This is a genomic window from Bacillus sp. NPDC060175 (assembly GCF_042728695.1).
GTDB lineage: Bacteria > Bacillota > Bacilli > Bacillales > Bacillaceae_G > Bacillus_A.
Genome location: NZ_JBHWYR010000056.1, coordinates 1 through 14,562, shown reverse-complemented (window position 1 = coordinate 14,562; position 14,562 = coordinate 1). Strand labels below are relative to the sequence as shown.

Here is a 14,562-nt window from a genome sequence, read left to right as displayed (position 1 = left end):
ATTCTTTTATGGTTTCACATCAATCTTTCAATAACGAGCCGTAAGCATTTTCTTGCGAGTATAGAATTCTACGCCATCTTTTCCATTTGCATGGAGATCACCATAGAAGGATTTCTTATAACCTGAGAATGGGAAGAATGCCATTGGAGCCGGAACTCCAAGATTGATCCCAAGCATACCTGCATCAATTTCTTCACGAAATTCACGAATAGCTTTAGCGCTATTTGTGTACAGGCATGCACCATTTGCGAACGGTGATGCATTAGCAACATGAATCGCTTCCATCAAGTCTTTTACGCGTACCACAGAAAGAACCGGTGCGAAGATTTCATCTTGCCAGATTTTCATTTCCTTTTTCACATTGTCAAAAATCGTTGGGCCAACAAAATAACCTTGGCTGTTTGCTGCATCGTCTTCACGTCCGTCACGAATAAGTGTCGCTCCCTGCTCTACACCGGATTGAATGTATCCGAGTGTACGCTCTTTATGTCCGTCACGAATAACAGGACCAAGGAAAACACCTTCTTCCAGGCCATTACCAATCGTAATAGCATTAGCCTCTTGTAGTAGTCTATTAACGAGCTCATCTGCAACATCTTCTTCCACGACAACAACAGCTGCCGCCATGCATCGTTCACCAGCTGAACCGAAAGCAGCATTTGTAATTTCTTTCACTGTAGAACTAAGGTCCGCATCTTTTAATACGATCGAATGATTTTTTGCCCCTGCAAGAGCTTGTACACGTTTGCCGTTAGCTGCTGCTGTTTTATATATATACTCAGCCACAGGTTGAGAACCAACGAAAGATACAGCCTTGACATCCTCATTGTCAAGAGTGCCGTTAACAACGTCATGTGCACCATGCACAATATTTAGTACTCCATCTGGAAGACCTGCTTCTTTAAACAGTTCAGCTATGCGATTAGCCAATAGCGGTGTTCTTTCAGATGGTTTTAATACAAACGTATTTCCGCATGCAATCGCGAGTGGAAACATCCAGCATGGCACCATCATCGGAAAGCTAAATGGCGTTATTCCTGCGATTACTCCGATCGGGTAACGATACATCCCTGATTCAATACCAGTAGCAATATCGGGAAGTTGTTCTCCCATCATTAAAGTGGGTGCGCCTGCGGCAAATTCAACACATTCAATCCCCCGCTGTACTTCACCGTATGCTTCTTGATAACTTTTTCCGTTTTCCAAGGTTACGAGTTTAGCTAACTCTTCCCAGTTTTCAATCAATAGCTGTTGATAACGAAAGAGAATCCGCGCACGCCGAGGAACAGCGATCTTTCTCCATGTTTTGAATGCTTCTTTAGCAGTTGCTACAGCTCTATCTAAATCTTCTTTAGTCGAAAGCGGCACACGAGCAATAATCTCTCCTGTTGCTGGATTTGGTACATCTTCAACTTGCTTACTTGTGGATTCTATCCATTGTCCGCCAATATAGTTTTTCAACGTTTGTACATTTTTCGTTACTACCATGGTGAAACCTCCTATTTTAAAATAACCATCCTATGTTATTGCACTCACAAAAGAAAGCGCATTCATTTGACGGTATGTAAACTTATTTGCATCCATTTCTTCAACATTACTAATCTTAATCTTATCCATTGCATACGCAGGAGCAGTCATCTGCTTAGCATTTGTCCACTCCCCCAGTTCACATTATTTCAGATGGATCTCATGGTTCATCTTATAATTCTTTTTCAAAAATACTGGGCAATCCCATTCACAAACGAGGTCCTTAGCCAAGGAAACAACCCAATCCTTTGTAACATGATACTTTTTTCCATCAACAGTAATAAACACTTCACCGGCTGTCACATAGAAAACTTCCTGTTCTTCTACATGCCACGTTCCTTTATTCGGTTCGCCTACCCACGGTTCCCATGCGTTGGCACCTAGTTGCTCTGCTTCTTCTGCTGTAATTTTTTTCGCAAAAAACATGATGATATCCCTCTTTCTTATTGGTAATTTTGACGGAATACGTTCCTATAAATCTACTGTTTTAACATTGGTAGCTGTATTAACATTGGTAACTTTTAAACGTTTGAACTCTTTTCTCATAAAGTATATGGCAATGAGAACACCTGGAATTTCTGCAGCAGGAGCAGCGTACCATACACCTTCTACACCCCAGAATTTCGGGAAAATAAATAGAAATGGTAACATGAACAATAATATTTTGCTTACACTAATAAACGTTGCGGACCAGTTTCTCTCCTGTGATTCAAAATAACCAGAGACAAGCAAGCTAACTGCACTAAGTGTAAACAAACAATTGAATACAACCGTCGTCCAAATGCCCAGTTTTTGCAATTCAGGATTACCACCGGAAAAAAATGACACAATTGGATCTGCAAAAATGATTAATATGGCTGTCACAATTACAAAGAAGGAAACTGTAAAAATGAGTCCCATCTTAATTGCTTGTTTCACACGATCAAGGTTGCCTGCACCGTAATTATAACTAATAATCGGTTGAAGCCCTGTCATCCCACCGAGCGCCGCTAAAGCGAGGAGATTTGTAATGTAACCATTTTGAATCGTGAAAGCTGCAACGTGTAGACCACCACCGTAGCTTTGCAGTAAATTGTTGGTGAAAATAATTGCAATAAACATCATGAACTGACTAGAGAAAGATGCAAAACCCGTCCAAACTACTTCACCAATTTTCTTGAAATTTATCATCATGTCTTTCATTTTCGGCTTAAGTTTTGTTTTACCAAACCAGAAATAAAAGATTAAGAGAACAGGAATCGATTGCGAAATCGTATTAGCCCATGAAGAACCCATCATCCCCATGTCATACTTCACTACCATAATCCATTCCATAATTCCAGCCACAGCCGCTGCGACTAACCAACTGTTCATTGATAATATAGGTTTTTCATCGATATTAGCTAAAATACTTAATACAACGGCCAATATCGTTAATGGCAACGAAATCCATAGTAGTCGGCTATATTGCACCGCATACGGAAGCGCTTCATCACTTGCTCCAAATAGAATCATAATATCAGTTTCAAAGGCCAATCCAAGTATAGCTAACAAAGAGGAAAGGAAAAGAGTAAACCATAAAGTTTGTCCCATAATACTTCTAGCTTCTTCTAGCTTTCCTTTTCCCAGTCGAAGTGAAATGACCGCTCCGGCTCCCACACCCAAAAGAACACCGATCATACGGGTAATAACCATAACGGTAAATCCAATTCCTATCCCTTCGATTTCCAGCTCCTGAAAGCCACTGACGAAATAGCCATCGATAACCGATACAACTCCTAGAATTACATTAGCCATAATTCCTGCCAAAGCAAACCGTAAATATAGTAACGGAATACTTTTGGTTCCGAGCACTGAATCATCCACCGACTTATTCATTCCTTCTGGCTTCTCTATGTTCGATGACGGACGGTTGTCCACTATTTTCATGAGCATATCCCCTTACAAATAATTTATATAGCAAGTTAAGCTCAATTAATTCACATACCAACCTACAGGATTGGCATGCTGGTGGATATTGATTTGCTTCGTTTCCATAAAGTGCTCCAGTCCGGCAACACCTAAAGCCCTACCGATTCCACTTTGCTTATATCCGCCCCAAGGACCTTCAACATAAGCAAGATGATAACTATTAATCCAAGTAATTCCCGCACGCAATTTACTAATGACACGTTTTGCTCGGTCCATATCTTCAGTAAATACAGCACCGGCTAATCCATAAATGGAATCATTCGCTTTTTGGATCGCATCTTCCTCATCTTTAAATTTCTGTACAACAAGGACTGGTCCAAAAATCTCTTCCTTAACAATACACATATCTGCATTTACATCAGCAAAGATTGTTGGTGCGATGAAAAACCCTCGATCAAGCCCATTTTCTGTTAAACGTTTACCACCACAAACTAATTTTGCACCTTCTTCAATTCCACTCTTTATATAATGTAAAACGTCATTCATATGAGACTCGGTTGTGAGAGCTCCCATTTCGATATTCTCGCTTTCTCCGTTTCCAACTACAATTTTGTTCGCACGCTCGGCCAATCTTTCAACAAACTTATCGTAAATGGTCTCTTGTACAAGCAAACGGGATGCAGCTGAACAAACTTGCCCAGCGTTGTGGAAAATACCAAACATCGCATTATCGACTGCCGTTTCAAAATCCACATCGTCAAACACCATAAGTGGAGATTTCCCGCCTAATTCAAGTGTGACTTTTTTCAGATTGCCCGCAGCTGCGCGCATAATACTTTGACCTGTTTTTGTTCCACCGGTAAAGGCAACTTTGTCAACATCGTGACTCTCTGCAAGCTCATTTCCAACCTTTGAGCCAGGTCCTAATACTAGGTTTGCTACTCCGTCCGGAAGTCCAACCTCTTCGATAATTTCAAATAATTTGAATACGCTTACAGGAGTGACGTCGGCTGGCTTAATTACAATTGTATTTCCTGCGGCAAGTGCAGGAGCAATTTGCCAAACAGCTAGCATAAGCGGGAAGTTCCAAGGTACAATTAGTCCACAAACACCAATTGGTTCATGAATAACAATCGTTTCTGAAGAATCATCACGATTGTAAGATTCCTTTTTCATACCTTTAATCAAGTCAGCATAATAGCGGAAGCATTGAACCGATACAGGAATATCTACATAGGTTGTTGCACGAATAACTTTACCGTTATTTGCAGTTTCCAAACGTGCAATTTCAGCTGTCTTCTCTTCAAGACGGTCTGCAATCTTATATAGATAATCAGCTCTTTCATCAGCCGATAAATCTGACCAAATTCCGCTGTCAAACGCTTTACGAGCCGCCTGGATTGCTATCTTCGCATCATCTGCTGATCCATGGGCAGACGTCGCAATAACCTCTTCAGTTGCAGGATTGATAATATTTCGTCTAGCACCCGATAATGCTTCTACCCATTTTCCGTCAATGAACATGTTAATTTCCATAAACACCTCTCCTTTACGCAATAATATCTACCAGTTTGAAACCAATATGTGCTATATTAACCAGCATCGTTTTCTGATTATAGAATGGGAATGATTTGAGGCGTTCCTTTTCAAATCGATATCCACCTGCATTCCCCGTAACAATCCATTGTGCCAATAACTTACCAAACAATGTTGAGAGAGACGCGCCGTGGCCTGTATAACCAGTTGCAAAATATGCGCCTTCTTTAGATCTACCGATAACCGGGAACGTATCAATTGTCACACCGATAAATCCACCCCACCTGTAATCAATCTTGCTTCCTTCTAGTTTTGGCATTATTTTAACCATGGCATCGTAAACACTTTGATAAACGGCATCACCTAAGTTCGGACGAATATCACCACCGCCAAATACGATCCGATTATCTGGTGTACGCCTGAAATAGTAAAGAAAACTACTCGTATCAAAAACCATGCGATCTTTAGGAATGACGCTATTCAAAAGTGTTTCTGAAAGCTGTTCAGTAGCAATAATGCGTGCCGAAATTGGTAGTACGCCTTTATTCAGTTCAGCCATGATTTTTCCAGAGTAACCATCTGTAGCAACAATAATGTCTTTCGCTGTAACAGTACCTTTTTCTGTAACAACTTTCACACTATTTCGGCCGTACTCAATAGATAGTGCTTTCGAATGCTCAAAGATTTTTGCACCAATTGATTTAGCTGCTTCTCCCAAACCAATTGCATAGTTCAGTGGTTGGAATGAGTAACTCGAGTTGTCGACTAAGCAACCATAATATTGCGGGGAATCAATTTCTTGATGCAACTGACTTCGATTAAGCACGCTACATTCATATCCAAAATTTTTGTTTAAGTATTCGCTTTCATGTTTCAATCCTTCAAAATGCTTGGCTTTGTAAGCTGCCACAATGTGACCTGTCTTTCTAAAATTACAGTTGATTTGATGCTCGTCGATAATGTTTTTAACTAATTCAACACTAAGCAGAGAAAGATCGTTAAGCTGTCTCGCCTCTTCGGCACCATACTTCTTGGCAAGCTCCTGCATCGTTGACTTATAGCCCGGCAATACCATCCCGCCGTTGCGACCGCTTGCGCCATATCCGATTGTTTCCTGCTCAAGGACAATGACACTCTTCCCTAACTTTTGCAAATGATATGCAGAAGAAAGACCTGTGAAACCTGCACCAATAATGACAACATCCGCCTCTTCATTTCCTTCAAGAGGTTTTCCTTTGTCATAGCTGTTTGCAGTCGCTTTCCAAAGTGAGAGAGTATCCATATGATCCATCTTATCCATAGCTAATCCTTCTCCTTTCGTGACATGTATGTTACAATACAGTCAAAAATATTCAAAATATTCACATTTATTAAATTAATAATATGACTTGGAGTTTCCTCCAAGTCAATAGCCATTTGAGAGTTTTTTGAATTCATTTTGCGAAAAAAGTGGAGTAACTCCACTTTTTTCATCAGGGGGTACATCTATGAAGATTGGTACATTTGCGAAGCTTTTTCATGTGACAACCGATACAGTTCGTTATTACATTGAACTAGGATTATTAATACCAGACAAAAAAAACACCCAGTATCAAATGAACCAATTGTGTTTCGACGACATGACTTTTATTACTGAGCTGAAAAAATTCCATTTTTCATTGATAGAAATCCAACGAATTTTATCGTATCGACGTGTCACAAACTTCTCGGACCATGAGGATATCGACTACTACAACAACTTACTCACTGATAAAAAGAACGAGCTAAACAATAAAAAAGAAGACATATCAAAAGCGATTCATTTGATTGAAAAGGCGGTTCAAACTAGCTCACCTTCACCTAAAGAAGAGAATGTTACAGGGATTCCACTTGACTTTGTAAATCTGCTCTATTGTCCGAAATGCCGCATTCCCCTTGAAATGAAAGATGTAACGATTAAAAAAGTCTACATTCACACGGGGAGTTTAACTTGTAGCTGTGGATACGAAGCAGCTATCGAGGAAGGTATTATTATTACCGCAAACTTGTACGAGACGTCTCCTTATCCATCTTATTTTTACGATAAAGAAACGATTAAAGAAATCAATCCCAAAATGATTAACTTATTTGAAAAAATTAATTTTCAATTTCAAAAAGTTCTACAAAATATAGATTTGAAAAACAAATTAATTGTGGAAACAAACGTTGACGCTTTCGTGTCACTACCCAAATATATCGATGTTCTTGAAACAAGCGCATCCTATGTATTCAGTGGCTATTCACTTGAGATGCTCAAGAAGGTTAGAAACAGAATTGAGCGTATGAATCCGAAGCCACGCGTCCTTTATATTTTGAATTCCGATTTAAATCTACCATTGAAACCGTTTAGCATCGATGTTTTTGTGGATAGTTTTACAATAACTGATTTTTCACTACTAAATCCGCAGTTTCCGCTTCACGTTCTAAAAAACTATTTACATAACAGTTCAACGATTGTCGGCGGATACTCGTATTATGATAGCTCGGCTAAATCCTTGAAAAACATTTCAGCCTTATATCCAAATTCTCACGAACATATTTTATATCCAAAATACTTAGAAAAAAATTTTTCAGGTCACGAATTCCAAATCACGCAAAGTGAAAATATCGGTTACTGTACAGATCCAGGACCTTATTTTGATTATCATGTAAGAGACGAAAAATTCCACATGCTCATGTATTTGGCTAGTACAAAAAAATAGCACACCACACTTCACCAAAAAAAGCGCCATCACACAAGTGACGGCGCTTTTTATATGTAAGAGCTACTAGAAGATATCCTTCTAGCCTACTCCCATTTATAAGTCCAAAATTGTTCAAGTTGCAGCCATTTTAATGTTGCTGCATCTTTATTTTTTATTTTTGCATGCGTGTCTTCAAGCATTGCTTCTGTTTGTGAACGGTGCGCACTTAGTGCAGCTAATTTCTGTTCAAATACTTCACTAATATTATTTACAACGTCCGGTTCACCTAGTACAGCTTCACGATTTTTCGTAATTGCAACTGCATGAATGACTGGGCGCTCTTCTTTTGGCATACGTGATACAGCGCGAACTACAGCGCGGCCAAATGCATTATGGTCTGGATGTACGCCGTGCTCAGGATAAAATGTAATAATTCGAGATGGATTTACTTCTTGAATGATCGCTTCAATTTTGTCTGCAACGAAATCAACATCTTCAAACTCTAACGTTTTATCATGGAAGCCCAGCATTCTTAAATCTTTAATGCCCATCGCTTCACAAGCTTCTTTCAATTCTTTCTCGCGGATATTTGGAATCGTTTCACGGTTAGCGAATACGTTTTTCCCCATGTTACGTCCCATTTGTCCAAGAGTACCACATGCATACGTTACAGGTACTCCTTGATCTGTTAATAAGCGAATTGTTCCTCCCGCAGCATACGCCTCATCATCTGGATGCGGAAATACAACAAGTACATGTCTCTCCATAAGTTTCCCTCCTTCTTACTTAAATGGTGTTAAGCTTAATTCAAGCGCAACTGCTAGGCGGCCTAGATTATCATGTCCAGCTAGTAATAAACGCTCTTGATCGTCTACTTCCCAGTGCGTAATACCTTCAGCATATACCCAGCCATGATCCATTTTTAGACCAACTCGGTATGGATTTGTTCCAGTTATTTTCCCGCGTTCAAAACGAATGATTGCATTTCGAATGAAAGCACCAACTGTCATCATCTTTTCATTTATGTGTGATGCATACGCTCCGTTTGTCGTTTCTAAATGAATATATACATCTTTATTTACAAAACGTTCAATTTCATTTTGAATAAGAGAACTATCTTTTACTATTTCCATCGGAATTCACCTCTTTAAACCATTTTACGCAAAAATAATGTAAATTGCTATCTCTATATTAGAGGACAACGCCCACTTTTCCTAATAATTCGCACTGTGTTTTGTTATTTTTTTATATCCTATGTAGAATTCACATTTTTTCCTTCACTTTGTTAAATAGTTTTCTTTCTTTTTTGAATTTGCTACAATATAAATTACGCAGAGGGATGCATTTTTACAATTGAATACATACTTTAAAGAAGGTGACACGCTTGGAACATTCAGCACATGAAGTAGCGAATTGGCAATATTATTTTGCAATTGCCGTATTTTTAGTCACATACGGTTTTATTATTTCTGAAAAATTGAATCGTGCTGTAATCGCATTATTCGGTGCTGCTATTATGATTATTTTTGGAATTGTAGATTTACATACTGCTTTCACATCACATATTCAATGGGAAACGATCACCCTTTTAATTGGTATGATGATTCTCGTACATATTACGAGTCAATCCGGTGTATTTGAATTTGTAGCCATTAAAGCAGCAAAAGCAGCTGGCGGAAAACCAATCCGCATTTTATTATTACTATCCCTATTAACCGCTGTCGGATCAGCATTTTTGGACAACGTAACAACCGTTTTACTAATCGTACCTGTTACACTATCCATTACACGTATTTTAAAAGTAAACCCTGTTCCTTATTTGATTTCAGAAGTACTATTTTCAAATATAGGCGGAACAGCAACACTAATCGGTGATCCGCCTAACATTATGATTGGATCGGCTAATAAGCATTTAGACTTTAATGCATTTTTACTTAACTTAGCTCCAATTGTACTTATCATCGCTATCGTTACATTAGGCTTTATTTACTTCATGTATCGTAACAAACTAAAAACAACAACTGAGCAAATTAAAATACTGATGGCATTAAATGAAAAAGATTATATTAAAGATCAAAGCCTCCTTTTAAAATCCATTACAATTTTAGGACTAACTATTTTAGGCTTTGTACTACATTCTATTATTCATGTAGACGCTGCGGTTATTGCGATGACAGGTGCTACTCTACTGATGTTAATCGGAGCGAAAGAACATGAGATAGAAGATATATTCGCCCACGTTGAATGGGTAACAATTTTCTTCTTCGCCGGACTATTCGTTCTCGTTGGCGGATTAATTGATATCGGACTTATTTCTTCTCTTGCACAACAAGTACTTGACGTAACAAATGGCGATATCGGTTTCGCTGCTATACTTATCTTATGGGTATCTGGCATCGCATCTGCGACAATTGACAACATCCCCTTTGTCGCAACGATGATCCCGCTTATTCAAGATTTAGCTACAGGACTCGGACTATCTGTCGATTCTCCGCAAATCGAAGTACTATGGTGGGCTTTATCACTTGGAGCTTGCTTAGGAGGAAACGGAACGTTAATCGGAGCGTCAGCAAACGTAGTCGTTGCTGGTATTGCAAAACGTGAAGGACATGGATTCTCTTATATGGACTTCTTAAAAATCGGTTTCCCCTTAACGATCATTGCGCTATTGTTATCACATGCTTACATTTATTTACGTTATTTAATGTAGACGTTGTATTGCATGAAATTATGTCGTCAAATACAAAAGGTTTGCAGCACCATGCTGCAAACCTTTTTTCATCACCAAAATATACCTATAATTGCTAATCCACCTAAAATCATACCACCAATTTGTCCGACTATTGCTGGTGATAATTGAACACCTTTTCTCACTTCAACGACCGGTCTTTCATGCCTTAGTTGCTGCACTTCACTTTGAAGTTGGTGTACACTTCCGTGCAATTCTTTAATTAATTCTTTTAATTCAGCGACCTCTTCGTTTACTGGCTTACTTTTTTCTAAGTTCATCTCGCATGACTCCTTATAAATTCAATCAGTACACTGTAAAATTCCGCCAATTATCATTATATCTCCTGCATACTACATATATAATATTGAATATACTTTCTAATCTTGCAGCTCTATCCATTCATCCCTCAATATCCCCATAATGATACGATCAAAACACTTTCCATCTCTTTGAACTGCTTCTCTCATACACCCTTCCATTTGAAAACCCATCTTTTTATATAGCGCAATGGCTGCTTTATTATAAGAAATAACATCCAGACCGACGCGGTGTAAATTCATTTCATAGAAGGCATACTTTAAAATAAGATGTATTGCTTCTTTCCCATATCCTTTTCCCCTATCTTTTGTATCTCCTATACCAATTGCTAATAAACCTGTTCTGTTATTCCACTCTATGCCATGAATTGCAACAAAACCAATTAAACGATCATCATGAACTGTTCTTAACATGAAAGAAATACTATTCGATCTTCGTCCCTTAAATAGTCCATCATTTGATATTTCATGTAAAGATTGCGGGCATGCTAAGTCTGTATCTACATTTCTTAAATACTCACTATCCTCTTGCCACTTAGCCATTACTTTAGTATCTGTTTCTCTAACAGCTGATAATTTAATTGTTTTATCTTGAAAAAGATTAATTGTCATCTGAAACTCCCCCTTTTTAAATAGCGGGGACAATAATTCTAGCCTATTTATCCCCTTTTTCCATATACTCTTGTATGAACGGGATACTTACAATAAGCGCTGACATTGGCACATCTCCTCTACATTAAATTAACTTCATTGTATAATTTTTTATTTATTCTAACAACAAAAACAATAACAACAATAAAAACAATAAAAAGACCCTCCAAATTTAGAGGGCCTTTCCTAATAGCAAAACTGTATTATTTCGTAAACATTTTCTCTGCTTCATCCATTGCCATTTTGTTACCTAAAGCAGAATAGTCAAGCCATGGTTGGTCATTAATAATGTATACATGCTTGCCTTTAACAGCTTTTAAATCTTTCCAAATTGGTGTTTCTTGTAGTTGTTTAAATGCAGCTTTTGCTTTATCATCTCTATTTACGACAACAAAAATAGCATCCGCATCAAAGTCAGGTAGTACTTCTTGTGAAATGACTTCGAAAGGTCGGTTTCCATCAATTTTCTCTACACCATTTGCAGGTTGTAATCCTAAGTCTTGGAATAAAATTGGTCCCATCGGTCTTTTCGTACTAAATACACGTAATTCTTTTGCAGTCACGCGTATTGCCATTACTTTTTCGTTATTACCTAGTTCTTTATCTATTAAACTTTTTACTCGTTTTGATTGTTCTTCATAGTCTTGAACATATTTATCTGCTTCTTTCTCACGGTTTACAAGTTTACCTACTTGTTTTAAATGATCTCTCCACGTGCCTTCATCTAAATTGAAAGAATGTGTTTTTGCAATTTTTTCGTATTTCGCTACATCTTTACCAGCATATTTTTCATCCACATAAATTTCAGATGGCTTTAATTGTAGTAATGCTTCCATGTTTGGATCTGTTACAACGCCTAGTTTCTTCGTATCTTTCAACTGCTCTTTTGCGTGCGGTAAGAAATCTTTTAAATCTCCACCAATAACAGAACCTACTGGTGTAATTCCTAAAGCAAGTAAATCATTTGTTAAGTGAATAGACATTGAAGCAATTTTTGGGTCATTACTTTTTTCCGTTTTTTTAGTCGCCTCTTCACTAGATTTCGTTTGGCCACATGCTGCTAATACTAAAATACACATAATGCTAAATAAAATAGTTAGTTTCTTTTTCATATGTTCTCCTCTTTGAAGTATTTATTTTGTTTTTGTAAGTAAATAAAGAAAATACGGCGCTCCTAAAGCCGCTACTACTACACCAGCTGGAATAGAGTTTGGCTCGAATACAGAACGACCTATCGTATCTGCGAGTACTAAAATAATCATTCCAATAATGCCAGCTAACGGAAGGAAGTGCTGATATGTACTACCTACTAACTTCCTTGCAATATGCGGAGAAACTAAGCCGATAAAGCCAATTCCCCCTGCCATCGATACACTTGCACAAGACAATCCTACCGCTGTAGCTAAAAGTAGTAACCGTTCTTTTTGAACAGATACACCAAGTCCTGCTGCTACACTATCACCTAGTGACAGTGCATTTAACGTTTTAGATTTCAGCCATGCGTACGGAGTTAGTATCAAAATCCAAGGTAATAATGCTAGGACATGAATCCAATCTCTTCCCCACACGTTACCAACTAACCATCTAGAAGCGAATGTATACGTCTCATCATTTAACTTGAGCGAGAAAAATAATGAAAGTGCACTAAAACCAGCTGAAACTGCAATACCAACAAGAATAAGTCGAATAGGAAGTAAACCTTTTGACCGATCACTCGCAAGCAAAACAATAAGAAATGCAGCTAACACTCCTCCGCCAAATGTAAATAACGGTATTAAAATCGATGCACTCTCGTTAATAGAATGAAAGAGAGTAACGAATACAATAAGCCCGAAAGATGCACCCGAATGTAATCCGAGAATACCGGGATCTGCGAGTGCATTACGAGATAGCCCTTGCAAAATCGCACCAGAAACCCCAAGCCCAATTCCTGCTAACATTGTAATAATTATTCTTGGCATACGATAATCGTATAGCACGGTTGCACTCTCAAAATCACCATAGCCAATAAGCGTTTGAATTACTTTAAGCGGTGCGATGCTCAGCGTCCCCGTATTTAAGCTAATCAAAATTACAGCGATACTTATACATCCGAAAATTGTAGTTACAGTAATAGCTCTCTTTTTATCCGTGTTAAAAAGATCCTTCACTTATAACTCCCTCCCAACTTTACGTGCTATATAAAGGAAGAACGGAACTCCAACAAGAGCTACCATAATTCCTATCGCAAGTTCTTTAGGAGGATTTACTGTTCTTGCTCCTAAATCAGCTAACACTAATAACATAGCTCCTAATAATGCTGACATAGGAATAATAAGCCGATAATTAACACCAACTAATTTTCTAGCAATATGCGGAATGACTAGTCCTACAAATCCAATAGAACCAACAGCTGAAACAGAAACACCTGCAAGAATGACTACTATAATCATCCCAAGTATTCTTGTACGGTTCGTTTTCACACCTAAATTCGTAGCAACATCACCCCCCATTGATATGAGTGAAATAGATCGCCCTAGCACTGTCGCAAAAACAATCGTTATGAGAATAATAGGCACTAAAAATTTCAAGTGTTCCCACTTAACCCCCGCAACACCACCAGCAAACCAAAACGCTAAATCCTGGCTTAAATCATAATAAATTGCAATACCCGAACTTAATGAGTGTAAAAGCGCTGCCATAACTGCCCCTGCAATCGTTAACCTCATCGGTGTTAATCCGCCTAATGTTGCCGATCCGATACTAAAAATGAGTACGGTACTTAAAACTGCTCCAACAAAGGAAACAATCATTAAGTAGGAATACGGTATATGTGGGAAAAAGGCAAAACTAAGTGCTACTACAAACATCGCGCCTGCATTTATTCCAAGCACTCCTGCATCAGCTAAAGGGTTTCGTGTTACCCCTTGCATAACAGCTCCAGCGACTGCAAAAGCAGCTCCTACAACTGCCGCACCAATTACCCTTGGGAGCCTTAATTCATAAATAATTTGATGCTGCGTTAATTTCGGATTGTAATCAAAAACCGCTGCCCACACCGTTTGCAAATGAATATCCTTTGCACCGAATGCAACGGCTAAAAATATAGATCCCATTAAGCATAAAATTGTTAAGCTCATGAAAGAAATGAACTTAATATGTATCCAGCGATTATTGCCAGCATGTACAGTAGACTTATGTAACATGTTTCATTTCATCCTTTATATTC

14 protein-coding genes are annotated in these 14,562 nt (G+C 38.3%); 2 read left to right on the top strand and 12 right to left on the bottom strand.

The window, feature by feature from the left end; genetic code table 11:
* Positions 1 to 27: 27 nt before the first annotated feature.
* The 5 genes from ACFWDE_RS22635 to ACFWDE_RS22615 form a co-directional block, all read right to left on the bottom strand.
* The gene (locus ACFWDE_RS22635; protein ID WP_377894845.1) at positions 28 to 1,488 is read right to left on the bottom strand and encodes a CoA-acylating methylmalonate-semialdehyde dehydrogenase; all 1,461 of its coding nucleotides are present in this window, start codon (positions 1,486 to 1,488) and stop codon (positions 28 to 30) included.
* 183 nt (positions 1,489 to 1,671) lie between these two features.
* On the bottom strand, positions 1,672 to 1,953 hold the full coding sequence (locus ACFWDE_RS22630) for a cupin domain-containing protein (RefSeq protein ID WP_002146456.1): 282 nt from the start codon (positions 1,951 to 1,953) through the stop codon (positions 1,672 to 1,674).
* A 45-nt stretch (positions 1,954 to 1,998) separates the two neighbouring features.
* A complete protein-coding gene (locus ACFWDE_RS22625; protein ID WP_377894842.1) occupies positions 1,999 to 3,435 on the bottom strand; it encodes an MATE family efflux transporter in 1,437 nt (478 codons plus the stop codon).
* Positions 3,436 to 3,480: 45 nt separating this feature from the next.
* Positions 3,481 to 4,953 carry an aldehyde dehydrogenase family protein gene (locus ACFWDE_RS22620; RefSeq protein ID WP_377894840.1) on the bottom strand — a complete coding sequence of 491 codons (1,473 nt, stop codon included), beginning with the start codon at positions 4,951 to 4,953 and terminating at the stop codon, positions 3,481 to 3,483.
* A gap of 13 nt (positions 4,954 to 4,966) precedes the next feature.
* Complete coding sequence (locus ACFWDE_RS22615) at positions 4,967 to 6,253, bottom strand: NAD(P)/FAD-dependent oxidoreductase (protein ID WP_377894838.1); 1,287 nt, start codon at positions 6,251 to 6,253, stop codon at positions 4,967 to 4,969.
* Between the two features lie 187 nt (positions 6,254 to 6,440).
* On the opposite strand from ACFWDE_RS22615, the gene ACFWDE_RS22610 reads away from it, so the two are divergent.
* Positions 6,441 to 7,673 (top strand): MerR family transcriptional regulator, encoded by a 1,233-nt coding sequence (locus tag ACFWDE_RS22610; protein WP_377894836.1) that lies wholly within the window; start codon positions 6,441 to 6,443, stop codon positions 7,671 to 7,673.
* Between the two features lie 86 nt (positions 7,674 to 7,759).
* Here the strand turns inward: ACFWDE_RS22610 and bshB2 are convergent, their stop codons facing one another.
* Both bshB2 and ACFWDE_RS22600 read right to left on the bottom strand, forming a co-directional pair.
* Positions 7,760 to 8,422: a bacillithiol biosynthesis deacetylase BshB2 gene (gene bshB2, locus ACFWDE_RS22605; protein ID WP_377894834.1), complete on the bottom strand. Its 663-nt coding sequence runs from the start codon at positions 8,420 to 8,422 to the stop codon at positions 7,760 to 7,762.
* Between the two features lie 15 nt (positions 8,423 to 8,437).
* Positions 8,438 to 8,788: a YojF family protein gene (locus tag ACFWDE_RS22600; RefSeq protein WP_000407045.1), complete on the bottom strand. Its 351-nt coding sequence runs from the start codon at positions 8,786 to 8,788 to the stop codon at positions 8,438 to 8,440.
* Between the two features lie 251 nt (positions 8,789 to 9,039).
* On the opposite strand from ACFWDE_RS22600, the gene ACFWDE_RS22595 reads away from it, so the two are divergent.
* A complete protein-coding gene (locus ACFWDE_RS22595) occupies positions 9,040 to 10,365 on the top strand; it encodes an ArsB/NhaD family transporter (protein WP_377894832.1) in 1,326 nt (441 codons plus the stop codon).
* Positions 10,366 to 10,436: 71 nt separating this feature from the next.
* Here ACFWDE_RS22595 and ACFWDE_RS22590 read toward each other — a convergent pair whose 3' ends face one another.
* The 5 genes from ACFWDE_RS22590 to ACFWDE_RS22570 form a co-directional block, all read right to left on the bottom strand.
* Entirely contained in the window at positions 10,437 to 10,664 is a 228-nt protein-coding gene (locus ACFWDE_RS22590) for a coiled-coil domain-containing protein (protein ID WP_001047523.1), read from the bottom strand.
* Positions 10,665 to 10,763: 99 nt separating this feature from the next.
* Positions 10,764 to 11,315, bottom strand: coding sequence for a GNAT family N-acetyltransferase (locus ACFWDE_RS22585; RefSeq protein WP_377894830.1), 552 nt, complete (start codon positions 11,313 to 11,315; stop codon positions 10,764 to 10,766).
* A 242-nt stretch (positions 11,316 to 11,557) separates the two neighbouring features.
* A complete protein-coding gene (locus tag ACFWDE_RS22580; RefSeq protein ID WP_377894828.1) occupies positions 11,558 to 12,466 on the bottom strand; it encodes an iron-hydroxamate ABC transporter substrate-binding protein in 909 nt (302 codons plus the stop codon).
* Between the two features lie 21 nt (positions 12,467 to 12,487).
* Positions 12,488 to 13,504, bottom strand: coding sequence for a FecCD family ABC transporter permease (locus tag ACFWDE_RS22575; RefSeq protein WP_002146445.1), 1,017 nt, complete (start codon positions 13,502 to 13,504; stop codon positions 12,488 to 12,490).
* On the bottom strand, positions 13,505 to 14,539 hold the full coding sequence (locus tag ACFWDE_RS22570) for a FecCD family ABC transporter permease (RefSeq protein WP_377894826.1): 1,035 nt from the start codon (positions 14,537 to 14,539) through the stop codon (positions 13,505 to 13,507).
* Positions 14,540 to 14,562: the final 23 nt, after the last annotated feature.